Genomic DNA, 26,974 nt, shown 5'->3' with positions numbered 1-26,974 from the left:
CAGCCCTCTCCCGCAAGCGGGAGAGGGGGCAAGAGCGCTACGGCGCGAACGGCGATCACACGCGTCGCCGGACAGACGAGGATTTGCCCATGCAACAACAGAAGACCCTCACCGGCGGCCAGGCCCTGGTCCGCCTGCTGGCCAACTACGGCGTCGACACCGTGTTCGGCATCCCCGGCGTGCACACCCTGGAGCTATACCGCGGCCTGCCCGGCAGCGGCATCCGCCATGTGCTCACCCGCCACGAGCAGGGCGCCGGCTTCATGGCCGACGGCTACGCCCGCGTCAGCGGCAAGCCCGGCGTGGCCTTCATCATTACCGGCCCCGGCGTGACCAACGCCGCCACCGCCATCGGCCAGGCCTATGCCGACTCGGTGCCGCTGCTGGTGATCTCCAGCGTCAACCACACCGCCAGCCTCGGCAAGGGCTGGGGCTGCCTGCACGAGACCCAGGACCAGCGCGCCATGACCGCGCCGATCACCGCGTTCTCGGCGGTCGCCTTGACCCCGGAAGACCTGCCCGAGCTGATCGCCCGCGCCTACGCCGTGTTCGACAGCGAGCGCCCGCGCCCGGTGCACATCTCGGTGCCGCTGGACGTGCTCGCCGCGCCCATCGCCCACGATTGGACCACCGAAGTGGTGCGCCGCGCCGGCCGTGGCCAACCCGCCGCCGATGCGCTGCGCCAGGCTGTGGATAAACTCGCCGCGGCCAAGCGCCCGATGATCATCGCCGGCGGCGGCGCGTTGCACGCCGCCGACGCCCTGGCCGCGCTCAGCGAGCGCCTGGCCGCGCCGCTGTTCACCAGCGTCGCCGGCAAGGGCCTGCTGGCCCCGGAAGCGCCGCTGGCCGCCGGCGCCACCCTGTGCACCCAGGCCGGCTGGGACATGATCGCCGAGGCCGACGTGGTGCTGGCCATCGGCACCGAGATGGCCGACACCGACTACTGGCGCGAGCGCCTGCCGCTGGGCGGCGAGCTGATCCGCGTCGACCTCGACTCGCGCAAGTTCAACGACTTCTACCCCAGCGCCGTGGCCCTGCTGGGCGATTCGAAAGCCACCGCCGAAGCGCTGCTCGCCGCGCTGCCGGCCGCCGCCCGCGACGCCGCCAGCGCCAGCGGCCGCGTCGCGCAGCTGCGCCAGGCGATCGACAGCGCCCATGCGCCGCTGCAGCTTATCCACAAGGCGATCCTCGAACGCATCGCCAAGGTGCTGCCGGCCAACGCCTTCATCGCCAGCGACATGACCCAGCTGGCCTACACTGCCAACTACCTGTACCCCAGCCAGGCGCCGCGCGGCTGGCTGCACCCCACCGGCTACGGCACCCTCGGCTACGGCGTGCCGGCCGGCATCGGCGCCAAGTTCGGCGCGCCGCAGCGCCCCGGCCTGGTGCTGGTGGGCGACGGCGGCTTCCTCTACACCGCCCAGGAACTGGCCACCGCCACCGAGGAGCTGGACAGCCCGCTGGTGGTGCTGCTGTGGAACAACGACGCCCTCGGGCAGATCCGCGACGACATGCTCGGCCTGGACATCGAGCCGGTCGGCGTGCTGCCGCGCAACCCGGACTTCGCCCTGCTCGGCCGCGCCTACGGCTGCGAGATGCGCCAGCCGCAGAGCCTGGACGAGCTGGAGCGTGACCTGCGCGAAGGCTTCGCCCACCCCGGCGTGACCCTGGTCGAACTGAAACACGCCTGCGCGAAGTAGGCCCCGTTGCACCCGCCGGGGCGCAGGCCCCGGCGCATTGAAGGACTCCCCGTCATGCGCTTCTCGAACCTCACCCAACGCATCGCAGGCCCCGGCGCCGCCGCCTGGGACATCCACTACCGCGCCCTGGCGCGCCTGGAGCAGGGCGACGACATCCTGCTGCTGTCGGTGGGCGACCCCGACTTCGACACCCCGGCGCCCATCGTGCAGTCGGCCATCGACAGCCTGCTGGCCGGCAACACCCACTACTCCGACGTGCGCGGCAAGCGCAACCTGCGCGAGGCCATCGCCAGCCGCCACACGCAACGCAGCGGCCAAGCGGTGGATGCGAACAATGTGGTGGTGCTGGCCGGCGCGCAGTGCGCGCTCTACGCCGTGGCGCAGTGCCTGCTCAACCCGGGCGACGAGGTGATAGTCGCCGAGCCCATGTACGTCACCTACGAGGCGGTGTTCGGCGCCTGCGGGGCCAAGGTGGTGCCGGTGTCGGTGCGCTCCGAGCACGGCTTCCGCGTGCAGGCCGAGGACGTGGCCAGGCTGGTCACGCCGCGCACCCGCGCCATCGCCATCAACAGCCCGCACAACCCCTCCGGCGCCAGCCTGCCGCGGGCCACCTGGGAAGCCCTGTCGCGGCTGTGTATCGAACACGACCTGTGGATGATTTCCGACGAGGTCTACAGCGAGCTGATCTTCGACGGTGAGCACATCAGCCCGGCCAGCCTGCCGGGCATGGCCGAGCGCACCGCGACCCTCAACAGCCTGTCCAAGTCCCACGCCATGAGCGGCTGGCGGGTGGGCTGGGTGGTCGGTCCGCAGGACCTTTGCGCGCACCTGGAAAACCTCGCGCTGTGCATGCTCTACGGCTCGCCGGACTTCGTCCAGGACGCCGCCTGCACCGCGCTGGAAGCCCAGTTGCCGGAGCTGGAAGCCATGCGCGAGGCCTACCGCCAGCGCCGCGACCTGGTCCTCGACTGTCTGGCCGATTGCGTCGGCCTGCGCGCGCTGCGCCCGGACGGCGGCATGTTCGTGATGGTCGACATCCGTCCCACCGGCCTCTCCGCCCAGGACTTCGCCGACCTGCTGCTGGACCGCCACGGCGTCTCGGTGCTGGCCGGTGAAGCCTTCGGCCCCAGCGCCGCCGGGCATATCCGCCTGGGCCTGGTGCTCGGCGCCGAGCCGCTGCGCGAAGCCTGCCGGCGCATCGCCCTGTGCGCCGCCGAACTGCTCAAGGAGAAACGCTATGCATGACCGCCTGCGGCTGTACATCGACGGCGCCTGGGTGGCGCCGCAAGGGCAGGGCCTGGCCGAGGTGCAGAACCCGGCCACCGAGCAGACCATCGGCCGCGAGTGGGGCGAGGAAGGTCTGGCGGAGTTCGTCGAACACAAGGCCATTCAACTCTGAACGCCTGAAGAGCATCCTCTCCCCAGCCCTCTCCCGCAAGCGGGAGAGGGGGCAAGAGCGCTTCGGTGCTACCGGCGGGAGAGGGCGCTGCAGGATGAACACGAACGCCCCCTCTCCCTTCAGGGCGGGGCGCGCAGCCGAGGGCTGGGGAGAGGGTGCTGAGCCAGTACGCCAATCCGTCAAGTAGCGCTTTTCTAGCCAGGAATCCACATGAACGTACTGATCATCCACGCCCACAACGAACCGCAATCCTTCAGCACCGCGCTGTACAAGCTGGCCGAAGAAACCCTCAAGGGCCAGGGCCACGAAGTACAGGTCTCCGACCTCTACGCGATGAACTGGAACCCGGTAGCCAGCGCCGCCGACTTCGGCGCGCGCGCCAACCCGGACTACCTGGTCTACGCCCTGGAACAGCGCGAAGGCGCCAAGCACCAGACCATCGCCGCCGACATCCAGGCCGAGCTGGACAAGCTGCTCTGGGCGGACCTGGTGATCTTCAACTTCCCGATCTACTGGTTCTCCGCCCCGGCCATCCTCAAGGGCTGGTTCGACCGCGTGCTGGTCTCGGGTATCTGCTACGGCGGCAAGCGCTTCTACGACCAGGGCGGCCTGGCCGGCAAGAAGGCGCTGGTCACCGTCACCCTCGGCGGGCGCGAGCACATGTTCGGCGAAGGCGCCATCCACGGCCCGCTGGAAGACATGCTGCGGCCGATCCTGCGCGGCACCCTGGCCTACACCGGCATGACGGTGCTGCCGCCCTTCGTCGCCTGGCACGTGCCCTACATCGGCAACGACGCGCGCCAGGACTTCCTGCGCCAGTACCAGGACCGCCTGCAGCACCTGGAGAACGACCAACCGCTGGAATTCCCGCGCCTGGCGCAGTTCGACGAACGCCTCTACCCGCTGCCGCGCTGACTGGCACGCCTCGATGCCGTGGCGCACCGTCGTAGGATGGTGTTGAGCGAAGCGATACCCATCACCGCGACCGCATGGGTTTCGCAAGCTCAACCCATCCTACGAAAGCACCTCGGCGCCGCCTGCAAACGAAAAAAGGCGCACATCAATCAAGACATGCGCCTTTGGAGGAAAAGGGCAGCCGCTGCAGCGGGGTATGCGCGGGGGAGTGTTGGCAAGCGGCTGGTGTGCCGGGTGCCAGACGATGGGCCTGATGGACCCATCGCTGCTGCAGCGACCTGGTTGCCACTATACCCGGCAACTGTCGCGGGAAAATGACCCTATACTGCGATTCAGTTTTGCAGACGGGGCAACAGTGGACACTTTACATGCGATGCGGGTCTTCGCCCGCGTGGTCGATGCCGGCAGCTTCACCGCCGCCGCCAATGCCCTGGGCCTGTCGACCGCCCAGGTCTCCCGCGTGGTCTCGGACCTGGAGGCCTACCTGCAGGCGCGCCTGTTGCACCGCACCACGCGGCGCCTGGCCCTGACCGAGACCGGCGAACGCTACCTGCAGCGTTGTCGGGAAATCCTCCTCGACATCGAGGAAGCCGAGGCCGAGGCCAACGGCGCGCACCTGCGCCCGCGCGGGCGGCTGCGCGTGCACTCGTTGACCGGGCTCGGCCAGCAGCATCTCATCCCACTGATCTCGCGCTACTGCCAGCAGCACCCGGAGGTCTACATCGAGCTGACCCTGGCCCAGCGCCAGCCGGACATCCTCGAAGAAGGCCAGGACGTGGTCATCACCCGCGACCGCGAACTGCCCGATTCCGAGTACGTCGCCCAGACCCTCGGCACCATCTACAGCGTGCTCTGCGCCAGCCCCGGCTACCTGGCCGAACGCGGCACCCCGCGCGCCATCGAGGACCTGCGCGAGCACCGCTGCCTGCGCCTGCAGGACCCGACCTTCCCGGAAGGCTGGGCCTTCGAGGAAGACAACGAGGCGAGCGTGATCCGCCCGCGCGACACCTTCATGGTCAACGTCGCCGAGGCCCTGGCCGGGGCCGCCCGCGCCGGCATGGGCATCTGCCTGCTGCCCAGCTACGTGGCTGCGCCGGCGCTGTGCCAGGGCGAGCTGGTGCGCGTGTTGCCCGAGCGCAGCCTGCACGTGCGGCAGATCTTCGCGCTCTACCCGTCGCGGCGCTTCCTCGACGCGAAGATCCGCACCTGGGTGGAGTTCCTCAAGGAAGAACTGCCCAAGGCCTTCGACGCCGACGAGCAGGTGATGAACGACCCCGCGCACTGGGCCTGAAAACGGATTGTTGCTTTTCAGGCAATGGTCTGTTGGTGAGCCAGCTATTTTTCCGCCTGTCACCGAGTCGTAACCTTTGCATCGCCCCCACTGAGCGGGGCCAATCAAAGGTTCGAAAATCATGTCCCGTAAACTTGTTGTTGCTGCCCTGCTGTCCGTTTGCTCGCTGTCCTTCGTGCAACTGAGCTTCGCCGAAGAGTCCCGACTGATGACCGACAAGATGGTGAAAGCCAACGAGGCCGCCATCGCCGCTGCCCAGCAGGCCTCCGACGCCGAGCGTACCGCCGGCAAGGCCGCTGCCCAGTCCAACGCCGATTCCTGATCGGCGTTACTTTCCCCCGGGAAGCCCGGAGCGTGAGCCGGTATTCCCAATGCCTTGCGCCGCATACGAAGTGCGGCGTTTTTTTATCCCGGCGGCGGGGCGGCCATTTTTTCATTTCATGAAAAAGTCTTTCGCCGTCTCCGCGCTTTATCGAAACTAGATAGGTCAATAGACTTGTCTTTATCTGCCGGGCTCTCCTGGCAGGCCCGACACGATCAGCCTGATGTGTCACCGAGGGGCGGTGACTGCGAACTTCCGCCCCTCATGCCAGCCGGTTCCTCCAACGCCGACTGGCCTTGCTTCCCGACGCCGATATCCGATTGCTCCAATCGACGTCTTCTTTCCGGCCGCTGCACTTAGCGGCCGTTTTTTTGCCTGTGGAAAAGCGCCGGCCGCTCGAGGCGATATTGGCGAAGTGCCGTTGCGCAGGGCAGAATCCCTTCTGTCTGGACATGGATGCCACGCATGACGCCGAACCTGTTCGCCACTCCCCGCGCAAGCCTGGGCTGGCCGCTGCTGGCTCTGTTCGGAGCCGCCGTCGCATTGCTGCTGCTCTGGTGGGGGGCAGGGAGCATCTCGCGCGGGTACCTGGCCAAGCGCCTGGAGGAGGCGACTCAGCCTTCTCCGAGATAATCCCCCCGGCTCAACCCATGCCGCTGCATCTTCTCGTTGAGGGTGCGGCGCGGCAGGCCGAGCAGTTCCATCACCGCCTTGATGTCGCCCTTGCACTGGCTCAGGGCCTGGCGGATGCATTCGGCCTCGTAGGCTTCCATGCGTTCGAACAGGCCGCTGCCGGCCGGCGCTTCCAGTTGCGCCGCGCGGTCCAGGCCGAGCACGTGGCGCTCGGCGGCGTTGGCCAGTTCGCGCACGTTGCCCGGCCAGTCGTGGGCCAATAACCGCGCCAGTTCGGCGGTGGAGAGCGGCGGCGCTTCGCGGCCGAGCTTCTCGCTGGCCAACTGGGCGAAGTGCTCGAACAGCAGCGGGATGTCCTCGCGCCTTTCGCGCAGCGGCGGCAGGCGCAGTTCGGCGACGTTCAGGCGGTACACCAGGTCCTCGCGGAAGCGCCCGGCGCGGGCCTCTTCCAGCAGGTCCGGCTTGGTCGCGGCGATCACCCGCAGGTCGACGCGGATGCTCTGGTTCGAGCCCAGGCGCTCCAACTGCTGCTCCTGCAGCACGCGCAGCAGCTTGACCTGCTGGGCCAGCGGCATGCTTTCGATCTCGTCGAGGAACAGGCTGCCGCCGTTGGCGTGCTCCAGCTTGCCGATGCGCTTGCCCTGGGCGCCGGTGAAGGCGCCGCTCTCGTGGCCGAACAGCTCGCTTTCGAACAGCTGCTCGGGGATGGCTGCGCAGTTCAGCGCGACGAAGGGCTTGTCCGCGCGCGGGCCGAAGTCGTGCAGGCAGCGGGCGACCAGTTCCTTGCCGGCGCCGGTCTCGCCGCGGATCAGCACGTTCACCGGGGTGCCGGCCAGGGCCAGCACCTGGCGGCGCAGGGCCTCCATCGGCTTCGACACGCCGAGCAGGCGCGACTCCACCTGGTCCTTGAGCGTGGCCTGTTCGCGCAACTGGCGGTTCTCCAGCACCAGGCGGCGCTTTTCCAGGGCGCGGCGCAGGCTGTCCAGCAGGCGCTCGGGGGTGAAGGGCTTCTCGATGAAGTCGTAGGCGCCGTCGCGCATGGCCTGCACCGCCATGGGCACGTCGCCGTGGCCGGTGACCATGATCACCGGCAGGTCGCGGTCCAGCTGCTGCAGGCGTTCGAGCAGGGCCAGGCCGTCCGTGCCGGGCATGCGCACGTCGCTGATCACCACGCCGGCGAAGCCGCGCTCCAGGTTCTTCAGGCACTCCTCGGCGCTCTTGCACAGGCGCACCGTGAAGCCGGACAGCTGCAGCCACTGCTGCACGGCTTCGCGGATGGCGGCTTCGTCATCGACGAAAATCACGTGTTCGGTCATGTCTCTTCGCTCGCGGCGGGCAGCACCAGGCGGAACAGCGCGCCGCCTTCGGGACGGTTGGCGGCCTCCAGGCGGCCGCCGAGTTCGTGGACGATGCCGTAGGATACCGCCAGTCCCAGGCCGAGTCCCTCGCCCACCGGCTTGGTGGTGAAGAAGGGGTCGAAGACGTTGCCCAGGTGCTCGGCGGCGATGCCCGCGCCGTTGTCGGCGACTTCCAGAATCCAGTACGGGTCCTCGCGACGCAGCGCCACCCCGATGTGCGGGCGCTCGATGCCGCCCACCGCGTCCAGGGCGTTGCGCAGCAGGTTGAGCAGCACCTGCTCCAGGCGGATGGCGTCGCCCAGCACCCAGGCCGGCACGCTGAGCACCTGGCTGACCTCCACCTGCTCGGCGCGGATGCGCGGCGCCAGCAATTGCAGGGCCTGGTCCAGCACGTGGCCCAGTTCGATGCGTTCGCGCAGGCCGCCGGGGGTCTTGCGGGCGAAGGTCTTCAGGTGGCCGGTCAGCGCGGCCATGCGCTCCAGCAACTCGTCCAGGCGCGCCAGGGCGGCGCGGGCCTCGTCGCTGCGCCCGGCGTCCAGCAGCAGGCGCACGCTGGCCAGGTGCATGCGCAGGGCGGTCAGCGGCTGGTTGATCTCGTGGGCCAGGGCCGCCGACATCTGCCCCAGGGCCGCCAGCTTGGCGGCCTGCACCAGGCCGTCCTGGGCGGTTTTCAGGGCGGCGGTGCGTTGTTCCACCAACTGCTCCAGTTCCTCGCGGCTGCGCTGGCGCAGGCGGGCGATGCGCCAGCGCTGTTGCAGCAGCAGGGCCAGGAACACCAGCGCCAGCCAGGCCCCGGCGGCGGCCAGGCGCGCGGTGGCGACGTCGCTCTGCACGCCGCGGGCGTCGCGCAGCAGGTGCAGGGTCCAGTCGTCGTCGGGCAGGCTCAGGGATTGCCAGAGGTAGTCGGTTTCGTCGTCCTTGGCGCCGACGCGCACCAGGCGGCTGTCCTCGCCCAGCGGCTGCAGGGTGCGGTGCCGCAGCGGGCTCAGCGGTTGGCGGTCGTACTGGCGGGTCTGCGCCAGTTCCAGGCGGGCGAAGGTGTCCAGCGGCTGCAATTCGCGGTAGCGCCAGCCGGGGTGGTTGGCGAGGAAGACGATGCCCTTGGTGTCGCTGACCAGCACCAGGTCGGGGGTCTGGCTCCACTGCTGTTCCAGGTCGGGGAATTCCAGCTTGACCACGATGGCGCCGAGGAAGCGCCCGGCCTCGTCGCGCACCGCGTTGGCCAGGAAGTAGCCGGGGATGCCGGTGGTCACGCCCACCGCGTAGAAGCGCCCGGTGCCCTGGGCGATGGTCTGGCGGAAGTAGGGGCGGAAGGCATAGTTGTGGCCGACGTAGCTGGTCGGCAGGCGCCAGTTGCTGGCAGCCACCGCCAGGCCGTCGCGGTCAAGCAGTTCCAGGGTGGAGGAGCGCGCCGCGGCGTTGATCCGCTCCAGCTTGAGGTTCAGCGCCTGCTGCAGCTCGCCCGTGATCGGGCCGGCCAGGGCCTGGCGCAGTTCCGGGTCCAGGGCCAGCACCGCCGGCAGACTGCGGTAGCGTTCCAGCAGGGTGCGCAGGGAGCTGACGTACAGCCCCAACTGTTCGTGGGCGGCCTCGGCCTCGGCGAGCAGCGAGCGGTGCCGCGCCTTTTCCCCGGCCCAGTACACCGACAGCAGCAGGCCGGCCAGCACCAGTAGGCTGGCGAGGATCAGGCGCAGGGGACGGGTCGGGCTCATGGCGCTCGGTGCGGGTGGGCGGAGCGCGACCATAGCACGTCCGGGCACTGGTCCGGCGCGGCCGCGGGTCGCTACACTGCGCGACCCTCGAGGAGAACGTCCGATGCAGTTGATCGCCTGGTCCCATTCCTGTTCCGCCGGCTTCACCCTGCGCGGCTGGCGCAGCGAGCCCAGCGGCAAGCCGTTGCTGCACTTCCTGCATGGCAATGGTTTCTGCGGGCGGGCCTACGAGCCGATGCTCAAGCACCTGGCGCGGGACTTCGACCTCTGGCTGTGCGACGTCCAGGGCCACGGCGACAGCGACCACGGCGGGCGCTTCCATGGCTGGAACCGCAACGCCGAGATGGCCGTGGAGGCCTTCGAGGCCGGCCGCGCGGTCTACGGCGAGGTGCCGCGCTACGCCTGCGGGCACAGCTTCGGCGGCGTGCTCAGCAGCCTGATCCTGGCGCGCCATCCGCAGCTGTTCGAACGCGCGGCGCTGCTCGACCCGGTGCTGTTCACCCCGGCGATGATCGGCGTGATGGCGCTGTCCGAGGTGCTCGGCCTGCATGAGCGCCGGGCCATGGCGCAGAAGGCCAGGGCGCGGCGCAGCCAGTGGCCGGACCGCGCCGCCGCCTATGCCGGCCTGCACGGCCGCGGCATCTTCAAGGGCTGGACCGACGAGGCGCTATGGGCCTACGTGGAGAACGCCATCAAGGCGGTGGACGACGGCGTCGAGTTGAAATGCCGGCCGAGCCGCGAGGCGGAAATCTTCAGCTCCTTCCCCAAGCGCCTGTGGCCGTCGCTGGCGAAAGTGGGCACCCCGACCCTGGTGCTGTTCGGCGAGCGGACCTACCCCTTCGTGCCCAAGGCAGTGGCCCGCTGGTGCGCGCAGAACACCCACGTCGGCGGGCAGAACGTCACCGGCGGGCATTGCTTCATGCAGGAATACCCCCAGGACAGCGCCGAGCGGGTGGCGCGCTTCCTGCTCGGGCACGAGTAGTGCGGGAATCAGTCAGGGCACGGAAACCGCTTCCGAACTTCCAATTCACTCTCGTACTAGCCCTTGGCCACGGCCATCGAAGAACCCTCACCAGGAGCCGTAGGGGATGCCGTATTTTTCGATGTAGGTTCTGGCTGTATTGGAGAGGGGGCGATGCCGTCCTTCTGAGGTGCCGTCATAGGGACCTTTCTTCACCACCGTCCCCTGTACCCGCGTGACCTCGATGGGATCCAGGCAAGGTCCCATGATCCAGACCTTGGCGATGCCGCCGGGCGCCAGGCCGATGGTCAGGCCTTTGCGGTAGTCGGTAATCCACTTTTCATCGAACCTGCAAAAGGCCTTTTCGCTCTTGACCATGGCCCGCTGGGTGGCTTCGGGTATCACGATATAGGCCTCGTAGGTCTGCGGCTCCGCCAGCGATTGCCAGCGCACGTAGATCAAGCGCGGCAGGGCTGCACCGCGGACATGCTTACCGGCCCCCCAACTCGGGCGTTCCGGCCAGCCACGGGGATCGCCCTTGAGGTTCTTTGGCGTCTGGATCGCCGCCACGCCGCTCATGGCACGACGGAACACGCGGTCATGCACGTCCACCGCATCGGCGGTCTCGATCCATACCTCCATGTAGTTGGGCGCCAGAAAGCCCAGGCGCCAGGCGTCGTAGGGCAGGCCATTGGCGCCCGTGGCGCAGCCGCTCAGCAGCCAGGCCAGGGCGACTACCAGCAGGGGTTTCAGCCTATTCATTGGGATACTCCGCGCGCTTGCCGCCCTTGGCGGGGCGGTTGATGAACATCGCGTCCAGTTCGCTCTCGTGCTTGCCCTTGGCCACGGCAGTCGAGGAAAACTCACCAGGAGCCATAGGGGATGCCATATTTTTCGATGTAGGTTCTGGCTGTATTGGAGAGGGGGCGATGCCGTCCTTCTGAGGTGCCGTCATAGGGACCTTTCTTCACCACCGTCCCCTGTACCCGCGTGACCTCGATGGGATCCAGGCAAGGTCCCATGATCCAGACCTTGGCGATGCCGCCGGGCGCCAGGCCGATGGTCAGGCCTTCGCGATAGTCCGTTCGCCATTTTCCCGTGGCAGGGCAATAGGCCTTCTCCCCCTTGACCATGGCCCGCCGGGTGGCTTCGGGAATCACGATATAGGCCTCGTAGGTCTGCGGCTCCACCAACGATTGCCAGCGCACGTAGATCAACCGCGGCAGGGCTGCACCGCGGACATGCTTACCGGCCCCCCAACTCGGGCGTTCCGGCCAGCCACGGGGATCGCCCTTGAGGTTCTTTGGCGTCTGGATCGCCGCCACCCCGCTCATGGCACGGCGGAACACGCGGTCATGCACGTCCACCGCATCGGCGGTCTCGATCCATACCTCCATGTAGTTGGGCGCCAGGAAGCCCAGGCGCCAGGCGTCGTAGGGCAGGCCATTGGCGCCCGTGGCGCAGCCGCTCAGCAGCCAGGCCAGAGTGAGTACCAGCAGGGGTTTGAGCCTATTCATTGGGATACTCCGCGCGCTTGCCGCCCTCGGCGGAGCGGTTGATGAACATCGCTTCCCATTTGCTGCGTGCTTGCCCTGGGCCACGGCCATCGAAGAACCCTCACCAGGAGCCATAGGGGATGCCGTACTTTTCGATGTAGGCCTTGGAGATATCGCTTAATGGGTAATAGTGCCCATCTGATTGCCCACCATAAGGCCCCTTCTTCACCACTTCCCCCTGCACCCGCGTGACCTCGATGGGATCCAGGCAAGGTCCCATGATCCAGACCTTGGCGATGCCGCCGGGCGCCAGGCCGATGGTCAGGCCTTTGCGGTAGTCGGTAATCCACTTTTCATCGAACCTGCAAAAGGCCTTTTCGCTCTTGACCATGGCCCGCTGGGTGGCTTCGGGAATCACGATATAGGCCTCGTAGGTCTGCGGCTCCACCAGCGATTGCCAGCGCACGTAGATCAAGCGCGGCAGGGCTGCACCGCGGACATGCTTACCGGCCCCCCAACTCGGGCGTTCCGGCCAGCCACGGGGATCGCCCTTGAGGTTCTTTGGCGTCTGGATCGCCGCCACGCCGCTCATGGCACGGCGGAATACCCGGTCATGCACGTCCACCGCATCGGCGGTCTCGATCCATACCTCCATGTAGTTGGGCGCCAGGAAGCCCAGGCGCCAGGCGTCGTAGGGCAGGCCATTGGCGCCCGTGGCGCAGCCGCTCAGCAGCCAGACCAGGGCGACTACCAGCAGGGGGTTCAGCCTATTCATTGGGATACTCCGCGCGCTTGCCGCCCTTGGCGGGGCGGTTGATGAACATCACTTCCAGTTCGCTCTCGTGCTTGCCCTTGGCCGCATTCCAGTGGGCAGAGAGGTGGATGTAGCGGTGCTGCAACAGGGCGACTTCCTCCTCGCTCAAGCCAGGGAAGGATTCGCCCAGGGCATAGGCCAGCAGCTTGGTGGCGATGGGTTGTAGTTCGTCAGGCAGTGCCAGTGCGGGATCGCGATCTTGAATCACGTTGAACGCCACCCCAGCCCGTACCGCCAGTTCCCGCATGATGCGCAGGTACACCCGCGACAGTTCCCCACGCACCTGGCGCTCGCTGCGCACCGCGGCGTAGACACGTTTTTCCGGGTAATGGTCGTGCTTCTTGTTGAAGGGCAGCCGGACCTCCCAGGTCTCGATGCCGATGCGTTGCGCATAGGGTTGCCAGGCCGGCAGGCGGCGCTCCAGCGTCTGACGCGTGCGCAGGTAGGCCTGGGTCCATTCGTTGGCGGTGCCCAGGCTGACCTGGTTGCTTTCCGGCGGGCTGAGGAAGACCTTTTCCGTGGCCAGGGGCAGGTAGCCGCCACCGATGTCCGAGTGGGCGCCGGGCAGGCGGATGTCGTTGTCGGTGCGGGTCAGGGAGAAGTTGTGGCGGTACTCGTTGGCGGCCACCAGTTGCACCACCTGGCGGGCGCAGCCGGGGGCCAGGCCCAGCTCCAGGTCGGCATTGCGCCCATCGTGCGGGCTGAAATCGCCACGCCAGGGCGCCACCACCGCGGCCACGGTGTCGAACAGGCCGATGAAGCCCAGGGAGAAGTCCGTGCGGTGACGCCAGGCGAAGCTCTCGGCCAAGCCCTCCGTTCCTGGCGGTATGGCCTTGGCCAGCAGGCTGTCCGCGCCCTTGAGCAGATCATTGGCGCAATGCCGCGCGGCAGCGGCCCCGCGGCTGAAGCCGAACAGATCGATTTCGATACGTCGGATTTTCAGATCGGGATTGGCCTGCCGTAAACGACGCAACTGTTCCAAGGCCAGTGCCGGCATCTGCTTCACCCGCGCAAGCACTCCCGTGCTGCCACGGCCGGTCCCCTGGCTGAACGGCGAGTCCTGCTGGCCGGCGCTGGTGCCGACGCCTTCGAGGTAGACCTTCAGATGAGCCATGTCGGATTCAGGTGGCAGATGCTCATCCGCCTGGTCTGGATAGAGGTCATATAGCCGCGCCACATTGCTCACATCATTGCCATAGCTGTTATCCGGCGTGGCGCCGCTACCGTCGAAACCATAGGCGGCACAGTGCTGGCGGATATCCTCTGCCGCCTCCTGCGACAGCCCCACGTTGATGGCGCGGCACTCGGCGGCGGCCTCGCTGTTGCTCTGGTTGTTGCCGGTGCCGTCGAAGAACAGGCCCAGGCGCAGGACGATCCCGGTGAGTTCTTCCTCTTCCTCCTCTTCTTCGGCCAGCGTCTCGCCCTGCTCGTTGCCGGGACCGGCTGGCTTGGTGCCCGCCAGCGGTACGGCAAGGGCGGCGCCAAGGCCCATCACGCCAGAAACGGCGGCCCCCGAGCCTCCGTCGAGCGGGGCGATCAGGTAGTGGCTGCCCGGCGGGCAGCCGCAGGCGACGGTACAGCCATCGACGGCGACCAGCATGCCGAGGTGTTCGGTGGTCAGGTCGCCCTGCTGGATGATGCCCGGCACGCCGCAGCGTGGGCAGGGCGTGGTCATGTCGCCCACCCGCAGCACCGCTCGGTCATGGTTGGTGAAGGTGGTCTGCCCGGCCAGGCACTTCGCCCCGGTGGAGGTGATATCGTCCGCCAGGCCCACGCCCTTGCCGTGGATATTCATGCGCCTGCCCATCACGCGGCTTCCTTGCCAGATGGCACGCTGGTCGACGGAGAGGCGGCTGGAAGGCCCGTGCGAGGCTTGTCGATCCAGCATTGGAGGATGGGGATAATGGGGGTATCGAGCATGGGTCATCCCTCTTCATTATTTGATGAGGGATGACCTTGGGTTGGCCCTGCGCGCAGGGGCAATCGGAACGGTCCTGGCTATGAATGGGAAACGGCGAATTCTCTATGCACCTTGACCTAGGGCGCACAAGCCGCGGGCATGTTCATGGAGGGGCAAGCGAGTCGCGCCCATTGTCCGCTGGGTTTCGTCTTATCCCTTGCCTGAGGGGCAGGCTATGCCTTGTGAGCGGTCAGGTTCAGTCGCCGACCTTCTTGTCGGCGTGGTTGCGCCGCCACTCGTCCAATCGCACCACCTCGGCCTTGTGCCGTGGCGCCTGTGGCTCGGCCGCGGGCGCCGGCAGGGCCTGGGCGATTTCCACCACCGCGCGCACCTCGTGGGGCTCGGGGTGGAAGCGGAAAGGCTCCAGTTCGATCGGGCCGGGGCGCTGGCCGAGCATGGTGATGCTGCCGTTGTAGCGGTCCTGGCCGCTGGCGGTGAACTCGAAGCCGTATTCCCGGGCCAGGCAGAGCATGCCGTTGGCGCCGCGGCGCAGGCGCAGGCGGCGCAGGGCGACGTTCTCGTCGAGCAGCTCCACCCCCTGCCGCGCGCAATGCTGGCGCGCCAGCTGCAGGGCGCGCTCGCGGATGCCGTGGGCGCGCCACCACCAGGCGGCGGCCGTGGCCAGCAGGAGGAATACGAAAAGGTTGCCCAAGGTCACTTCAAGGCTCCGCTCGGGAAGAGGCGCTCCAGCTTACCGAGTCTGTAGGAACGCGGCGAGAGCCGCCGGTTCCCAGGTGGTGATTTGCGCCCCATACTGACACATCCAGTTGCAGGAATTCGTCATGTCGTCGCGCACTCCCCACGTCCTCGCCATCCAGTCCCACGTCGTCTTCGGCCATGCCGGCAACAGCGCCGCCGTGTTCCCGATGCGCCGCGTCGGGGTGAACGTCTGGCCGCTGAACACCGTGCAGTTCTCCAACCATACCCAGTATGGCCACTGGACCGGTCAGGTGCTGCCGCCGGAGCAGATTCCGGCGCTGGTGGAGGGCATCGCCGCCATCGGCGAACTGGGCAACTGCGACGCCGTGCTTTCCGGCTACCTGGGCAGCGCCGCCCAGGGCCGCGCGATCCTCGAGGCGCTGGCGCGCATCCGCGAGGCCAACCCGCGGGCGATCTACCTGTGCGACCCGGTGATGGGCCATCCGGATAAGGGCTGCATAGTGGCGCCGGAGGTCGGCGAGTTCCTGCTCCAGGAAGCCGCCGCGGTGGCCGACTACCTGTGCCCCAACCAACTGGAGCTGGACAGCTTCTGCCAGCGCAGCCCGCAGTCCCTGGAGGATTGCGTGGAGATGGCGCGCAGCCTGCTGGCGCGCGGCCCCAAGGCGGTGCTGGTGAAGCACCTGAACTACCCGGGCAAGCCGTCGGACGCCTTCGAGATGCTGCTGGTCAGCGCCGAGGGCACCTGGCACCTGCGCCGCCCGCTGCTGGCCTTCCCGCGCCAGCCGGTGGGCGTCGGCGACCTGACCTCGGGCCTGTTCCTGGCCCGCCTGCTGCTGGGCGAGGCGCCCTGCACGGCCTTCGAATTCACCGCCGCGGCGGTGCACGAAGTGCTGCTGGAGACCCAGCACTGCGGCAGCTACGAGCTGGAACTGGTGCGCGCCCAGGACCGCATCGCGCACCCGCGGGTGCGTTTCGAGGCGAAGGCGATCTGAGGAGCGGCGCGTCAGGTTTCTTCGTCTAGGTGAGGAAGTGTTTGTAGCAGGGCGGGCAGTGCGCTGCGTACGGTTTCCCAGGTCAGGCCGAGGTCGATGTCGAAATAACCGTGGGCCAGGCGGTTGCGCATGCCCCTCATGTTGCGCCAGGGCACCTGGGACTGGGTGGCGACGAAATCGGGATGGTTGTCCATGATCTTGGCGGCGGCTTCGCCGATGATCACCAGGCTCATGATGACCGCCTGTTGGGTACGCTTGTCGGCGAGGAACGCCGTTTTGTCCATGCCTTCGACGAAGGTGCAGGCGTCGTTGGCCGCCTGGCGGATATGCTCCAGATAATCCTCCAGGCGGTTGATCGTCATACCGGCCTGGCTTCGCTCAGCAACTGGGCGCGAAATTTCACTGGGATATCGCCGGGTGTCAGCAGGTCGACCCTTACGCCCAGCACTTCCTGCAGTTCGTCCTGCAGGCCGCCGAGATCGAATAGCGTGGTACCGGGCGCCACGTCTACCAACAGGTCAAGATCGCTGCCATCCTGGTCGGTGCCCTGCAGGACCGAACCGAATACGCGTGGGTTGAGCGTGCCATAGCGGCGTGCCAGGTCGCGGACGACCTGGCGCTTTTGTTCGAGTGCAAGCGACGGCTTCATGGCCTTTCTCCATTCAGGCGTGCCGCATGGATGGCACCTTCGTTGATGTATACCTCCAGTGCCACCCCGGCCTCAAGCCGACTGCGGCAACCCATCCGGCTGCGGCGCCGGGGTGCCGTGCTGCTCGACGCGCTGGTACATGCCCTGGGCGATCTCGCGTTCGCCCATGATCACCAGGCTGGCGCCGTTCTGTTCCAGGTATTCCACCTCGGCGTCGAAGTGCGCGCGGGCGATGATGTCCAGCTCGGGGTTGGCCGCGCGGGCGCGGCTGGCGATCTGCCCGGCCTCGAAGCCGTTGGGGATGGCGATCAGCAGCCAGCGCGCCGTGGTGATGTTGGCCAGGGCCAGCACTTCCGGGTTGGCGGCGTTGCCGACCACTACGCTCAGGCCGCGCTCGCGCAGTTCGGCGGCCTTCTCGCGCTTGTCCTCGATCACCACCAGCGGCGTGCCGTCCTTCTGCAGGCGCGCGCTGACCAGCTCGCCGACGCGGCCGTGGCCGATGAGGATGGCGTGCTCGTGCTCGCGCACCGGCGGCGGCAGGTCCTCGTCCTGCGCCTGGGCCTCGCTGGGCTGGGCGCTTTCCTTGCGCGCCTGCAGGCGCTCGATGGCGATGAACAGCAGCGGGTTGACCAGGATCGACAGGATGGCGCCGGCCAGCACCAGGTCGCGGCCCTGCTCGGGCAGCAGTTCGAGGGTCACGCCCAGGCCGACCAGGATGAAGGAGAACTCGCCGATCTGCGCCAGGCTGGCGGCGATGGTCAGCGCGGTGCTGTTGGGGTGGCCGAACAGGCGCACGATGACGTAGGCGGCCACCGATTTGCCGAAGACGATGACCAGGAAGGTGGCCAGCACCGGCAGCGGCTCCTGGATCAGGATCGCCGGGTTGAACAGCATGCCCACCGAGACGAAGAACAGCACGGCGAAGGCGTCGCGCAGGGGCAGCGAGTTCTCCGCCGCCTCGTGGCTGAGCTCGGATTCGTTGAGGATCATCCCGGCGAAGAAGGCGCCGAGGGCGAAGGACACGCCGAACACCACCGCCGAGCCGGTGGCGATGCCCAGGGCGATGGCCAGCACGGCGAGGGTGAACAGCTCGCGCGAGCCGGTCGCCGCGACCTTCTCCAGGGCCCAGGGCACCACGCGGCGGCCGCCGAGGATCATCACCGCGACGAAGGCCACCACCTTGCCCAGGGTCAGCAGGATCGGCAGCAGGATGCCGCCGCTGGCGCCGTCCTCGGCCTTGCCGCCAAGCGTGCCGGCCAGCGCCGGCAGCAGCACCAGGGTGAGGACCATGGCCAGGTCTTCGACGATCAGCCAGCCGATGGCGATGCGCCCGCGCTTGGTGTCGATCAGCTGGCGTTGCTCCAGGGCGCGCAGCAGCACCACGGTGCTGGCCACCGACAGCGCCAGGCCGAACACCAGGCCGCCGCCCAGCGGCCAGCCCATCATCCAGGCCAGGCCCATGCCGAGCAGGGTGGCCACGCCGATCTGCACCACCGCGCCGGGGATGGCGATGGCCTTCACCGAGAGCAGGTCTTTCAACGAGAAGTGCAGGCCGACGCCGAACATCAGCAGGATCACCCCCAGTTCGGCGATTTCCGTCGACAGCGCCTGGTCGGCGACGTAGCCGGGGGTGAAGGGCCCGGCCAGCACGCCGGCCAGCAGGTAGCCGACCAGCGGCGAGATGCGCAGGCGGTTGGCCAGGGCACCGAGGATGAAGGCCAGCACGAAGCCGACGGCGAGGGTGGTCAGTAGCGGTGTGTGGTGCATGGTCTGGGCTCCGGGCACGCAGGGAACCGCCGCCCCGGGAGGGCGGTGGTTCGCAGGTGGATCACGGGGGCAAACCCGCGGATTGGGCAAGTCTAGGCGCTGGCGAGGCTTTCGGCCTTGCCGACGCTCAAGGTTAACTTGTTGACGCGCCGGACTTTTTCAGCGGCACTTGAGAAATCTTGTCAAGAAATGTCGGCATCCTTGTCCCATTCTTCACGAATTGCCTGGTAACGCTGCTCAAGTTCCTGGCGCAGCTGGCGACGCTGCTGGGCCTGGGCGAAGCGCCGGCGCTCCTCCCGGGTGACCGGCTGCAGCGGCGGCACGGCGGTGGGTTTGCGCTCGTCGTCCAGCGCCACCATGGTGAAGAAGCAGCTGTTGGTGTGGCGCACGGATTTCTCGCGGATGTTCTCGGTGACCACCTTCACGCCGATCTCCATGGAGGTGCGGCCGGTGTAGTTGACCGAGGCGAGGAAGGTCACCAGTTCGCCGACGTGGATCGGCTCGCGGAAGATCACCTGGTCGACCGAGAGGGTCACCACGTAATGGCCGGCGTAGCGGCTGGCGCAGGCGTAGGCGACCTCGTCGAGGTACTTGAGCAGGGTGCCGCCGTGGACGTTGCCGGAGAAGTTGGCCATGTCCGGGGTCATCAGGACGGTCATGCTGAGTTGGTGGTTACCGGGTTCCATATCGCTCTCGCAAGGCGGGTGGGGGATGCCAAGACTGGACGCACTGCGCCCAGCCCCGCGACACACTCTTTTCTATACCCCCCATTGGCCCCGGCGAACAGGGGCGCGCGCCAATCGCCGGGCGATTGGCGCGCGGCGCGGCTCAGCGGCCGGCGGAGAGGCCGAAGTCGATGGCCAGGTCGGCGCCGGTGATGGCTTCGGATTGCGGGCCGCAGAGGTACCAGACCAGGTCGGCGACCTCTTCCGGGCGGATGAAGCGCGCTTCCTTGCCCTGTGGATAATCCCGCAGCAGGCCGAGCTTGTAGGCGGCGGGGTTGCCCTGGCCGTAGCGCTCGGCCTGGTAGTCGAGCATGGGCGTGGCGATGTCGGCCGGGGAGATGGCGTTGACGCGCACGCCGTCCGCGGCCAGTTCCAGGGCCAGGGTGCGGGTGAGCATGGTCAGCGCCGCCTTGCTCGCGCAGTAGGCCGCCGAGCCGCGGTAGGCCTGGCGCCCGGAGTCGCTGGAGATGTTCACGATGCAGCCGCGGTTGTCCTTGAGGTAGGGCGTGGCGGCCTGGCACATGTAGAACGCGGCCTTGAGGTTGACCCCCAGGACCAGGTCGAAGTCGTCCTCGTTGAAGTTCTCCACCGGGCCCTCGCGCCAGACCCCGGCGGCGTTGACCAGCGCGTCCAGGCGGCCGGTGCGGGCAAGGATGTCCGCCACCAGGCTCTGGCAGTTGTCCGCCCGGCGCAGGTCGGCCACGGCGCTGGCGTCCAGCGGCACCTGGGCGTTGAGCGCGTGCAGCCCGCTCTTGTCGACGTCGGTGGCGGCGATGCGCCAGTGGCTCTGGGCGAAGCGCTTGGCGATGGCCTTGCCGAGGCCGCCGGCGGCCCCGGTGATCAGAACAACGGGTGTGCTCATTGACTGAGTGATCTCCCTGCCTGATAGGGAAACGGCGCGCCGTCAGGCAGTGGCGGCACGCCGCAAGGAAGAGGGCCGCATGGGCGGCCCTCTGTCTCTACTGACCAAGAAAAGACCAGAATCTTCGCTTTGCCAGGGTAATTTTTTCGTAAATCCCGCTGGAGCTTTCGTAGGCGACTGATGGTCGCGCTGGCTCAGGCGTGGTGCAGGTACCAGCGCCAGTCCTGCTCGCCGACCTCGCCCATGAATTGCCGGTATTCCTCCCACTTGATGGCCAGGAACACCTTGAGGAACTCCTCGCCCAGCGCCTCGCGGGCCCAGCTGGAGGCCTCCAGGGCGCGCAGCGCGGTGAGCCAGTCGGTGGGCAGGAACTCGCGGGCCTGCTCGTAGCCGTTGCCCTCGATGGCCGCGCCCGGGTCGAGCTGTTCGCGGATGCCCTTGTGGATGCCGGCGAGAATCGCCGCGGCGGCCAGGTAGGGGTTGGCGTCGGCGCCACAGATGCGGTGCTCGATGTGCCGGCTGTGTGCCGGGCCGCCGGGCACGCGGAAGGACACGGTGCGGTTGTTCACCCCCCAGCTCTTGGCCAGCGGCGCGTAGCTGTTGGCCTGGAAGCGGCGGAAGGAGTTGGCGTTGGGGCAGAAGATGGCGAGGGAGTCGAGCAGGGTGGCCATCATGCCGCCGATGGAGTGCCGCAGCAGCGGCGTGCCTTGCGGACCTTCAAGGTCGGAAAGCTCGCTGGCGTAGAGGTTGTTGCCCTGTTCGTCGGCCAGGCTGACGTGCAGGTGCATGCCGCTGCCGGCACGGTCGCCGAACGGCTTGGCCATGAAGCAGGCCTGCAGCCCGTGCTTGTTGGCCACGCCCTTGACCAGGCGCTTGTAGCGCACGCCTTCGTCGATGGCCTGGAGCACGTCGAAGCGGTGCTCCAGGGTCAGTTCCAGCTGGCCGGGAGCGTATTCGGAGATGGCCGTGCGCACCGGCAGGCCCTGGGCCTCGCAGGCGGCGTAGAGGTCGTCGAGGAAGGGCTGCACCTGTTCCAGCTCATACACGCCGTAGACCTGCGGCGCCTGCGGGCGCACGCCGTTCATCTGCAGCGCCGGCTGCGGGCGGCCCTGGGCGTCGCGCTGCTTGTCCAGCAGGTAGAACTCCAGTTCCACCGCCATCACCGGGTGCAGGCCCTCGGCCTTGAGCCGCTCGACCACGCGCACCAGGGCCTGGCGCGGGTCCGCCGGGGTGGCCGGCAGGCCCTGGGTCGGGTGCATGCTGACCTGCAGCTGGCCGGTGGGCGAGCTGCGCCAGGGTTGCAGGGTCAGGCTGCCGGGCAGCGGGTAGGTCCAGCAGTCGGCGTCGGCCACTTCCCAGACCAGCCCGGTGCCTTCGACGTCCTCGCCCTGCACGGTGAGCGCGAGGATCGAGCTGGGCAGCGGCCGGCCGTTGTCGTAGATGGCCAGCAGCTCGTCGCGGTGCAGCAGCTTGCCGCGCGGGATGCCGTTGGCGTCGATGATGAACAGCTCGATGCTGCGCACCTCGGGGTGCGCGGCGAGGAAGGCTTCGGCTTCCTTTCGATCGGCGAATTGCATGGCGGTCCTCGGTTGGCGCGGCGCGCCGGATGTTCGCTTTGTAGGAGCAACTGTCTTGTAGGCTGCACCGTAGGATGGGTTGAGCCTGCGAAACCCATGCTGCCGTGGTGATGGGTATCGCTTCGCTCAACCCATCCTACGACGGCGCTGCTCCTGTTCCTTGTAGGAGCGGATTCATCCGCGATCCGCCGGCAGGCGGCGGAAAGCATCGCGGACGGAGTGCGCTCCTGCGACGGTGTTTCGAGCGGGCCCAGAGACGCGTTGCATCAAGCCTCGCGTGCGCCGGGAATCGCCAGCAGCTCGGTGATGCCCGCGTCGAGGGTGTCGATCAGGCGGTCGACGTCGGCTTCGCTGGTGTCCGGGCAGCACAGGGTCATGTTGTGGAACGGCGTGATCAGGATGCCGCGGTTGATCAGGTACAGGTGCAGGGCCATCTGCAGTTCGTCGTGGAAGGCCGCTTCGGCCTCGGCGCCGGTGCGCGGCGAGACCGGGCAGAACTGGAACTCGCTGCGCGCGCCCAACTCGGTCACCGACCACTTCAGGCCGTGCTTGGCGATCAGCCGGCGGAAGCCGTCGGCCAGGCGCCTGGCCAGCGGCAGCATGTGGTCGTAGGCGGCCTGGGTCATCACCTGTTCCAGGTTGGCGCGCATGCAGTGCATGGCCAGGGCGTTGGCCGAGAGGGTGGTGCCCATGCCGCTGTGGCCGTGGCCATGGCTGTCTTCCTGGGCCTTCTGCCGCGAGGCGAGCATCTTCTCGGCCATGTCCGCGCTGCAGCCGAAGATGCCGCAGGGCACGCCGCCGGCGATCGGCTTGCCGACCACGAAGAAGTCCGGGTCGAGGTCCCACAGTTTCGTGCAGCCGCCGATGCCGGTGGAGATGGTGTGGGTTTCGTCGATGATCAGCAGCGCGCCGTACTTGCGCGTCAGCTCGCGGCACTTCTGCAGGAAGCCCGGGTCGGGCAGGACCATGCCGATGTTGGTCATCGCCGGCTCGCACAGCAGGGCGCAGACGTCGCCCCTGGCCAGCGCGGCTTCCAGCGCTGCCACGTCGTTGAAGGGGATGGAGCGGCTGTACTGGGTCAGGTCGTAGGCCTGGCCGACCAGGCCGGAGCGCGGCACGGTCTCGCCGTCGCGGTAGCGCACCATGACGTCGTCGACGGTGCCGTGGTAGCAGCCGTCGAACACCAGCAGGGTGTTGCGCCCGGTGATGGCGCGGGCCCAGCGCAGCACGTAGCGGTTGGAGTCGGTGGCGGTGGCGGTGACCTGCCAGAACGGCAGGCCGAAGCGCGCGGCCAGCAGTTCGCCGCAGACCACGGCGTCTTCGCCCGGGAGCATGGTGGTCAGGCCGTTGTTGGCCTGCTCGGCGATGGCGCGGGCCACCGGGTCCGGCGAGTGGCCGAACATGGTGCCGGTGTCGCCCAGGCAGAAGTCGACGTACTCGTGGCCGTCCACGTCGTAGAAGCGGGCGCCCTTGGCGCGCTCGACGAACAGCGGGCAGGGGGTGGACCAGTCGGCCATCCAGTGCATGGGCACGCCGGCGTACAGCGAGTTGCGCGCGCGCTCGGCCAGGGCCACGGATTTCGGGTTCTGCTCCAGGAAGCGTTGGCGTTCGCGGGCAGTGAATACGTCCACGGCCTGTTGGGCGATTCCGCTGGCGGTCATCTTGCACACCTCGTTCGTTTTTTCGCACATCTTCCATTTGTGATCACAAAAAAGTCAATACATGCTGCGGGACGCCTGTTAATCTTTCTTCTCAACAGAATTTGTGATCACAAAACAGAATGGCTCATGGGAGCGCACTGGCAAGGCCAGTTGGCGCGCCTGATCGGAACAAGGGAAAAGAAAATGACGCACAACTGCAGCCTGACCTTCGCCCAACTGCCGGCGCCGCCGGCCCGCGCGGAGTGACGCCATGGCCGAGAACCTCCAGCAGCAGCTGTACCAGAACCTGCGCCAGGCCCTGCTCAGCGGGCGCTTCCAGCCCGGCGAGCGGTTGAAGATTCGCGATCTGGCCGACGAATGGGGCACCAGCCCGATGCCGGTGCGCGCCGCGTTGCAGCGGCTGGTCGCCGAAGGCGCCCTGGAGGGCGAGCCGCAGCGCTCGCTGCGGGTGCCGCTGATGACCCGCGAGCGCTTCCTGCAGATCCTGCAGATTCGCCAGTCACTGGAGGGGCTCGCGGTGGAGGACGGGGTGCCGCGCCTGCAAGAGGCGGACATCGAGGTCCTGCAGGCCTGTACCGAAGCCATGGAGGAGGCCGTGCGGCGGCGCGACGTGCAGGCCTACCTGGAGCACAACAGCCGCTTCCACCTGACGCTCTACCGCGCCTGCGGCAACCCTACGCTATTGCGCATGATCGAGGCGCTGTGGCTGCAGGTCGGGCCCTTTTTCAACCGGCTATTCACCGGCGCCGACCTGTCGCTGCGCCTGAACGACTTCCACGGCCAGGCCCTGGACGCCATCCGGCGGGGCGATGCCCGCGGCGCGCGGGCGGCCATCGAGCAGGACCTGGCCTACTTCGGCCAATACCTGCTGAATCTGCTGGCGCTGGAGTCGGGGGCGAGCGTGACGCGCTGAGGGCGCGTCACTCGGTCTTGATGTAGCGGACGTTTTCCTTGCGGATGAGGATCGTCTGCCCGTCGAGCTGCTCGAATTCGTAGTAGTCGTGGTACTTGTCGAAATCGGCATGGTCCTTTACCAGGACCTCGCTGCCGTCGTTCAGCATCACCACGGCCTTGTCGGCACAGCCGGCCAGGCCGAACAGCAGCGCGCTGAGGAGTAGGAATTTCAGCTTCATAGAGTCTCCAAGGGACATCGTGGACCGGCCTTGGCAGAAGGTTTGGGTACACGCTCGGTAGCCACTGTGACAACCGCTCCGCTTGGAAATTCAGTGCTCCGGGCTCAGGTGTCCAACCATACGTCGCGTGCCCAGGTCCACACCGAGTCCCAGGTTTCCTCGGTCAGTTCGCCGTCCGCCCAGAGCACCACCTCGCCGTCCTGGGCCACCGCATAGTAGTCGTCGCCATCGGCGCAGAGCGGTATCAGCTCGCGCGGCAGGCCCATCGCCCAGGCCACCGCGGCCACCTCCGGCAGGTAGGTATGGGAGTGCGGATCGGTCACCGTGACCGGCTCCAGGCGACCGTAGACCACGTCGCTGACCTTCAGGAGGAACTCGCGGAATTCCGACGGAAGGCCGATCAGCAGCTCTTCCTCGATCTCCACCAGCAGTTCCTCGTCCGGCAGCTCCAGGGGGACAGGGACGGGCTCGTTGAGTTCACGCAATTGGTCGATGACGTCTTCCACGGCAGGGGCCTCTCGATTGACTGGGGCGCTTTATACAGTAGTAGCCGGGCCTGGGCGCAAGTTCACGTTGGGGGTGTCTGGCGGACGAGTGGAAGGGATTGGGGTGGGGGCTGTCCTGAGCGGTGTCGAAGTCAGGCACCATCCTTCCAACCCGTCATTCCCGCGAACGCGGAACCCAGTGGCTTGGGGGCTTGGTGTAGCGCGCCGCTCCGAGTCTGCGGAGACTTTTTGTTTCGCCCCCTCGGGCGAGTCACTTTTGTCAGTCGCCACAAAAGTAACCAAAAAGGCTTGCCCCGACATACGGGCCCGACACAGTCGGGCTACCCTCACGAACTCCCCCGCCACGGAGGCCCGCCCCGAGGGTACGTCCCTGTAGCCCGCGGGGCTCTCGCGACATCCATGTCGCATGACCTCCTGAGCGCGGGTTTCGCTCGGCCTTCTGAAGGGGCGTTTCGGTGCACTCGGCTATTTCTCTGGAAGTCCAAAAGCAAACGCGCTTTTGCTTTTGCTTTTCGTAGGAGCGAGCTTGCTCGCGAACCCGCCAGTCACTGGGTTCCCGCGTTCGCGGGAATGACGAGGTGGGGTTAGGCGTCTCAGGATGACTCCAAACTCCCTACCCACTCCGAACAGCCCCCTCTCCCTTCAGGGAGAGGGTTGGGGAGAGGGCGCTCTTGGCAGCGCCTACGTCACCGGTAACCACTGTTCGCGAGCAAGCTCGCTCCTACAGGGCCCATGCATACCGCCCAGATACGAAAACGCCGTTTCCCGGTGGAGGGAAACGGCGTTCTTTCTTGCTTAAGCGAACAGCCCTACGGCAGAAGCCATCAGCCGTTCTGGCGGATGCCTGCCAGCAGCCAGGGCTGGTCCTGGCCCTGGGCGCGCTCCATGCGCCAGCTTTCGCTGAAGGTTTCGCCCTGGTCGAAGCGCGAGGTCTTGGAGAGGCCGCTGAAGGTCAGGGTGGCGATGGTCTTGTCGGCCTGGTCGTCGACGCCTTCCAGTTGCACCTGCAGGTTGTCGATGTAGGTGGACTGGTAGCCGTCGCCCAGTTCGGCGCGTTCCTGCTTCAGCCACTGCAGCATCTGCGGGGTGACGAACTCGGCGATCTTGTCCATCTCGTTGGCGTCCCAGTGCTGTTGCAGGGACAGGAAGTGCTCGCGGGCGGCGCCGATGAAGCGTTGCTCGTCGAACCAGCTCGGCGCGTTGATCGCCGGAGCGGCGGCGGCCGGGCGGGCGCTGGCGCCGAACGGCGACGGCTGGGCGGCCGGCATCTCGCGCGGCTGCGGCGCATGGCCGGCCATCGCCGGCTGGCCCTGGGCCTGCTGGCGGCGGCGCGAGGCGATGAAGCGGAAGGCGATGAAGGCGATCAGGGCGATGATCAAGATGTCGAGGAACTGCATGCCCTGGAAGCCGTCGCCCATGAACATGGAGGCCAGCAGGCCACCGGCGGCGATGCCGGCCAGCGGGCCGAGCCAGCGCGATGCGCCGCCAGCGGCGGCGGCACCTGCGGCCGCACCGGCTGCGGGAGCGGCGGCGTTGGGGGTGTTCGGGGCGGTGTTCGGTTGCACCTGGCGGGTCTGGTGGCTCGGCGCCGAGCCCATGCTCTTGCCGCCGCCGAAACGTTTGGCGGCATTGACGTCGAGGCTGAGCGTCACGGCGACACAGAAGGCCATGGCAAGGCTGAGAAAGCGCTTCATTGGGGTCATTCTCTTGGTTGGAATACGACGCGCGTCATGTTGCCGAGCATGGCCGCCAGGAACCAGCCGGATTTTGTTTCCGGCTATTGCCCCTGCGCCGCGCCAGGTCTTGGGCCAGAAGGGCTGCGAAGGTCTGTAACCGGGTTTTTCAGCGGCCTCGAAGACGCTGGCCGTTTGATAGGCTGGC

At 67.6% G+C, this 26,974-nt stretch carries 26 protein-coding genes and 1 pseudogene; 9 read left to right on the top strand and 18 right to left on the bottom strand.

Annotated features, from left to right (window positions below; genetic code table 11):
* Positions 1-25 precede the first annotated feature (25 nt).
* The 6 genes and pseudogenes from IG194_RS12230 to IG194_RS12205 form a co-directional block, all read left to right on the top strand.
* Positions 26-1,700 (top strand): annotated as a pseudogene (locus tag IG194_RS12230) (5-guanidino-2-oxopentanoate decarboxylase); the annotation flags it as partial.
* 54 nt (positions 1,701-1,754) lie between these two features.
* A complete protein-coding gene (locus IG194_RS12225; RefSeq protein ID WP_058487823.1) occupies positions 1,755-2,945 on the top strand; it encodes a pyridoxal phosphate-dependent aminotransferase in 1,191 nt (396 codons plus the stop codon).
* The gene (locus tag IG194_RS12220) at positions 2,938-3,099 is read left to right on the top strand and encodes a hypothetical protein (RefSeq protein ID WP_156060070.1); all 162 of its coding nucleotides are present in this window, start codon (positions 2,938-2,940) and stop codon (positions 3,097-3,099) included. The genes IG194_RS12225 and IG194_RS12220 overlap by 8 nt, the downstream gene beginning before the upstream one ends.
* Positions 3,100-3,309: 210 nt before the next feature.
* Positions 3,310-4,014 (top strand): NAD(P)H-dependent oxidoreductase, encoded by a 705-nt coding sequence (locus IG194_RS12215; protein ID WP_058487822.1) that lies wholly within the window; start codon positions 3,310-3,312, stop codon positions 4,012-4,014.
* Between the two features lie 355 nt (positions 4,015-4,369).
* Entirely contained in the window at positions 4,370-5,305 is a 936-nt protein-coding gene (locus IG194_RS12210) for a LysR family transcriptional regulator (RefSeq protein ID WP_058487821.1), read from the top strand.
* 121 nt (positions 5,306-5,426) lie between these two features.
* The gene (locus tag IG194_RS12205) at positions 5,427-5,627 is read left to right on the top strand and encodes a hypothetical protein (protein WP_009614826.1); all 201 of its coding nucleotides are present in this window, start codon (positions 5,427-5,429) and stop codon (positions 5,625-5,627) included.
* A 614-nt stretch (positions 5,628-6,241) separates the two neighbouring features.
* Here the strand turns inward: IG194_RS12205 and IG194_RS12200 are convergent.
* Both IG194_RS12200 and IG194_RS12195 read right to left on the bottom strand, forming a co-directional pair.
* Positions 6,242-7,576 carry a sigma-54-dependent transcriptional regulator gene (locus tag IG194_RS12200; protein WP_009614830.1) on the bottom strand — a complete coding sequence of 445 codons (1,335 nt, stop codon included), beginning with the start codon at positions 7,574-7,576 and terminating at the stop codon, positions 6,242-6,244.
* Positions 7,573-9,330: an ATP-binding protein gene (locus tag IG194_RS12195; RefSeq protein WP_058487820.1), complete on the bottom strand. Its 1,758-nt coding sequence runs from the start codon at positions 9,328-9,330 to the stop codon at positions 7,573-7,575. The genes IG194_RS12200 and IG194_RS12195 overlap by 4 nt, the downstream gene beginning before the upstream one ends.
* A 103-nt stretch (positions 9,331-9,433) precedes the next feature.
* Here IG194_RS12195 and IG194_RS12190 point away from each other — a divergent pair, with 103 nt between their 5' ends.
* Positions 9,434-10,312: an alpha/beta fold hydrolase gene (locus IG194_RS12190; RefSeq protein ID WP_058487819.1), complete on the top strand. Its 879-nt coding sequence runs from the start codon at positions 9,434-9,436 to the stop codon at positions 10,310-10,312.
* 87 nt (positions 10,313-10,399) lie between these two features.
* On the opposite strand, the gene IG194_RS12185 is transcribed toward IG194_RS12190, so the two are convergent.
* From IG194_RS12185 to IG194_RS12165, 6 genes are all read right to left on the bottom strand, one after another.
* Positions 10,400-11,053 (bottom strand): DUF2931 family protein, encoded by a 654-nt coding sequence (locus IG194_RS12185; protein ID WP_064987653.1) that lies wholly within the window; start codon positions 11,051-11,053, stop codon positions 10,400-10,402.
* Positions 11,046-11,168, bottom strand: coding sequence for a hypothetical protein (locus IG194_RS33045; protein WP_256665661.1), 123 nt, complete (start codon positions 11,166-11,168; stop codon positions 11,046-11,048). The genes IG194_RS12185 and IG194_RS33045 overlap by 8 nt, the downstream gene beginning before the upstream one ends.
* Positions 11,155-11,808 (bottom strand): DUF2931 family protein, encoded by a 654-nt coding sequence (locus tag IG194_RS12180; RefSeq protein ID WP_058487818.1) that lies wholly within the window; start codon positions 11,806-11,808, stop codon positions 11,155-11,157. Before IG194_RS12180 ends, IG194_RS33045 begins: the two co-directional genes overlap by 14 nt.
* A gap of 100 nt (positions 11,809-11,908) precedes the next feature.
* On the bottom strand, positions 11,909-12,562 hold the full coding sequence (locus tag IG194_RS12175; protein WP_058487817.1) for a DUF2931 family protein: 654 nt from the start codon (positions 12,560-12,562) through the stop codon (positions 11,909-11,911).
* A complete protein-coding gene (locus tag IG194_RS12170; protein ID WP_058487816.1) occupies positions 12,555-14,408 on the bottom strand; it encodes a PAAR domain-containing protein in 1,854 nt (617 codons plus the stop codon). The genes IG194_RS12175 and IG194_RS12170 overlap by 8 nt, the downstream gene beginning before the upstream one ends.
* Before the next feature lie 349 nt (positions 14,409-14,757).
* Entirely contained in the window at positions 14,758-15,219 is a 462-nt protein-coding gene (locus tag IG194_RS12165) for a DUF3301 domain-containing protein (RefSeq protein WP_058487815.1), read from the bottom strand.
* Between the two features lie 124 nt (positions 15,220-15,343).
* On the opposite strand from IG194_RS12165, the gene pdxY reads away from it, so the two are divergent.
* Entirely contained in the window at positions 15,344-16,213 is an 870-nt protein-coding gene (gene pdxY, locus IG194_RS12160) for a pyridoxal kinase PdxY (RefSeq protein ID WP_058487814.1), read from the top strand.
* A gap of 11 nt (positions 16,214-16,224) precedes the next feature.
* On the opposite strand, the gene IG194_RS12155 is transcribed toward pdxY, so the two are convergent.
* The 7 genes from IG194_RS12155 to IG194_RS12125 all read right to left on the bottom strand — a co-directional run bounded on the left by IG194_RS12155 (position 16,225) and on the right by IG194_RS12125 (position 23,454).
* Positions 16,225-16,575 carry a DUF86 domain-containing protein gene (locus tag IG194_RS12155; protein ID WP_058487813.1) on the bottom strand — a complete coding sequence of 117 codons (351 nt, stop codon included), beginning with the start codon at positions 16,573-16,575 and terminating at the stop codon, positions 16,225-16,227.
* The gene (locus tag IG194_RS12150; RefSeq protein WP_058487812.1) at positions 16,572-16,862 is read right to left on the bottom strand and encodes a nucleotidyltransferase family protein; all 291 of its coding nucleotides are present in this window, start codon (positions 16,860-16,862) and stop codon (positions 16,572-16,574) included. Before IG194_RS12150 ends, IG194_RS12155 begins: the two co-directional genes overlap by 4 nt.
* Positions 16,863-16,934: 72 nt before the next feature.
* A complete protein-coding gene (gene ybaL, locus IG194_RS12145; protein WP_043269829.1) occupies positions 16,935-18,629 on the bottom strand; it encodes a YbaL family putative K(+) efflux transporter in 1,695 nt (564 codons plus the stop codon).
* A gap of 182 nt (positions 18,630-18,811) precedes the next feature.
* Positions 18,812-19,315 (bottom strand): acyl-CoA thioesterase, encoded by a 504-nt coding sequence (locus tag IG194_RS12140; RefSeq protein WP_009614849.1) that lies wholly within the window; start codon positions 19,313-19,315, stop codon positions 18,812-18,814.
* Positions 19,316-19,457: 142 nt separating this feature from the next.
* Complete coding sequence (locus IG194_RS12135) at positions 19,458-20,216, bottom strand: SDR family NAD(P)-dependent oxidoreductase (protein WP_043269825.1); 759 nt, start codon at positions 20,214-20,216, stop codon at positions 19,458-19,460.
* Positions 20,217-20,410: 194 nt separating this feature from the next.
* On the bottom strand, positions 20,411-21,793 hold the full coding sequence (locus IG194_RS12130) for a glutamine synthetase family protein (protein WP_058487811.1): 1,383 nt from the start codon (positions 21,791-21,793) through the stop codon (positions 20,411-20,413).
* A 266-nt stretch (positions 21,794-22,059) separates the two neighbouring features.
* Positions 22,060-23,454: an aspartate aminotransferase family protein gene (locus tag IG194_RS12125; RefSeq protein ID WP_058489674.1), complete on the bottom strand. Its 1,395-nt coding sequence runs from the start codon at positions 23,452-23,454 to the stop codon at positions 22,060-22,062.
* 250 nt (positions 23,455-23,704) lie between these two features.
* Between IG194_RS12125 and IG194_RS12120 the strand changes: the two genes are divergently transcribed.
* Complete coding sequence (locus tag IG194_RS12120) at positions 23,705-24,367, top strand: GntR family transcriptional regulator (protein WP_058487810.1); 663 nt, start codon at positions 23,705-23,707, stop codon at positions 24,365-24,367.
* A gap of 7 nt (positions 24,368-24,374) precedes the next feature.
* On the opposite strand, the gene IG194_RS12115 is transcribed toward IG194_RS12120, so the two are convergent.
* The 3 genes from IG194_RS12115 to IG194_RS12105 all read right to left on the bottom strand — a co-directional run bounded on the left by IG194_RS12115 (position 24,375) and on the right by IG194_RS12105 (position 26,787).
* On the bottom strand, positions 24,375-24,587 hold the full coding sequence (locus IG194_RS12115; RefSeq protein ID WP_009614860.1) for a YgdI/YgdR family lipoprotein: 213 nt from the start codon (positions 24,585-24,587) through the stop codon (positions 24,375-24,377).
* Positions 24,588-24,691: 104 nt separating this feature from the next.
* The gene (locus IG194_RS12110; protein WP_009614862.1) at positions 24,692-25,093 is read right to left on the bottom strand and encodes an SMI1/KNR4 family protein; all 402 of its coding nucleotides are present in this window, start codon (positions 25,091-25,093) and stop codon (positions 24,692-24,694) included.
* Positions 25,094-25,917: 824 nt separating this feature from the next.
* Positions 25,918-26,787, bottom strand: coding sequence for a Tim44 domain-containing protein (locus IG194_RS12105; protein ID WP_058487809.1), 870 nt, complete (start codon positions 26,785-26,787; stop codon positions 25,918-25,920).
* Between the last annotated feature and the right edge of the window lie 187 nt (positions 26,788-26,974).

Source organism: Pseudomonas sp. ADPe (assembly GCF_014843515.1).
In the GTDB taxonomy this organism is placed as follows: domain Bacteria; phylum Pseudomonadota; class Gammaproteobacteria; order Pseudomonadales; family Pseudomonadaceae; genus Pseudomonas; species Pseudomonas citronellolis.
This window is presented reverse-complemented; position numbering and strand designations above follow the sequence as displayed.

Coding starts and splice junctions, on each gene's coding strand:
- IG194_RS12225 (WP_058487823.1), top strand. CDS start 1,755: ATGCGCTTCTCGAACCTCACCCAACGCATCGCAGGCCCCGGCGCCGCC.
- IG194_RS12220 (WP_156060070.1), top strand. CDS start 2,938: ATGCATGACCGCCTGCGGCTGTACATCGACGGCGCCTGGGTGGCGCCG.
- IG194_RS12215 (WP_058487822.1), top strand. CDS start 3,310: ATGAACGTACTGATCATCCACGCCCACAACGAACCGCAATCCTTCAGC.
- IG194_RS12205 (WP_009614826.1), top strand. CDS start 5,427: ATGTCCCGTAAACTTGTTGTTGCTGCCCTGCTGTCCGTTTGCTCGCTG.
- IG194_RS12200 (WP_009614830.1), bottom strand. CDS start 7,576: ATGACCGAACACGTGATTTTCGTCGATGACGAAGCCGCCATCCGCGAA.
- IG194_RS12195 (WP_058487820.1), bottom strand. CDS start 9,330: ATGAGCCCGACCCGTCCCCTGCGCCTGATCCTCGCCAGCCTACTGGTG.
- IG194_RS12190 (WP_058487819.1), top strand. CDS start 9,434: ATGCAGTTGATCGCCTGGTCCCATTCCTGTTCCGCCGGCTTCACCCTG.
- IG194_RS12185 (WP_064987653.1), bottom strand. CDS start 11,053: ATGAATAGGCTGAAACCCCTGCTGGTAGTCGCCCTGGCCTGGCTGCTG.
- IG194_RS33045 (WP_256665661.1), bottom strand. CDS start 11,168: ATGGCTCCTGGTGAGTTTTCCTCGACTGCCGTGGCCAAGGGCAAGCAC.
- IG194_RS12180 (WP_058487818.1), bottom strand. CDS start 11,808: ATGAATAGGCTCAAACCCCTGCTGGTACTCACTCTGGCCTGGCTGCTG.
- IG194_RS12175 (WP_058487817.1), bottom strand. CDS start 12,562: ATGAATAGGCTGAACCCCCTGCTGGTAGTCGCCCTGGTCTGGCTGCTG.
- IG194_RS12170 (WP_058487816.1), bottom strand. CDS start 14,408: ATGGGCAGGCGCATGAATATCCACGGCAAGGGCGTGGGCCTGGCGGAC.
- pdxY (WP_058487814.1), top strand. CDS start 15,344: ATGTCGTCGCGCACTCCCCACGTCCTCGCCATCCAGTCCCACGTCGTC.
- IG194_RS12155 (WP_058487813.1), bottom strand. CDS start 16,575: ATGACGATCAACCGCCTGGAGGATTATCTGGAGCATATCCGCCAGGCG.
- IG194_RS12150 (WP_058487812.1), bottom strand. CDS start 16,862: ATGAAGCCGTCGCTTGCACTCGAACAAAAGCGCCAGGTCGTCCGCGAC.
- ybaL (WP_043269829.1), bottom strand. CDS start 18,629: ATGCACCACACACCGCTACTGACCACCCTCGCCGTCGGCTTCGTGCTG.
- IG194_RS12140 (WP_009614849.1), bottom strand. CDS start 19,315: ATGGAACCCGGTAACCACCAACTCAGCATGACCGTCCTGATGACCCCG.
- IG194_RS12135 (WP_043269825.1), bottom strand. CDS start 20,216: ATGAGCACACCCGTTGTTCTGATCACCGGGGCCGCCGGCGGCCTCGGC.
- IG194_RS12130 (WP_058487811.1), bottom strand. CDS start 21,793: ATGCAATTCGCCGATCGAAAGGAAGCCGAAGCCTTCCTCGCCGCGCAC.
- IG194_RS12125 (WP_058489674.1), bottom strand. CDS start 23,454: ATGACCGCCAGCGGAATCGCCCAACAGGCCGTGGACGTATTCACTGCC.
- IG194_RS12120 (WP_058487810.1), top strand. CDS start 23,705: ATGGCCGAGAACCTCCAGCAGCAGCTGTACCAGAACCTGCGCCAGGCC.
- IG194_RS12115 (WP_009614860.1), bottom strand. CDS start 24,587: ATGAAGCTGAAATTCCTACTCCTCAGCGCGCTGCTGTTCGGCCTGGCC.
- IG194_RS12105 (WP_058487809.1), bottom strand. CDS start 26,787: ATGAAGCGCTTTCTCAGCCTTGCCATGGCCTTCTGTGTCGCCGTGACG.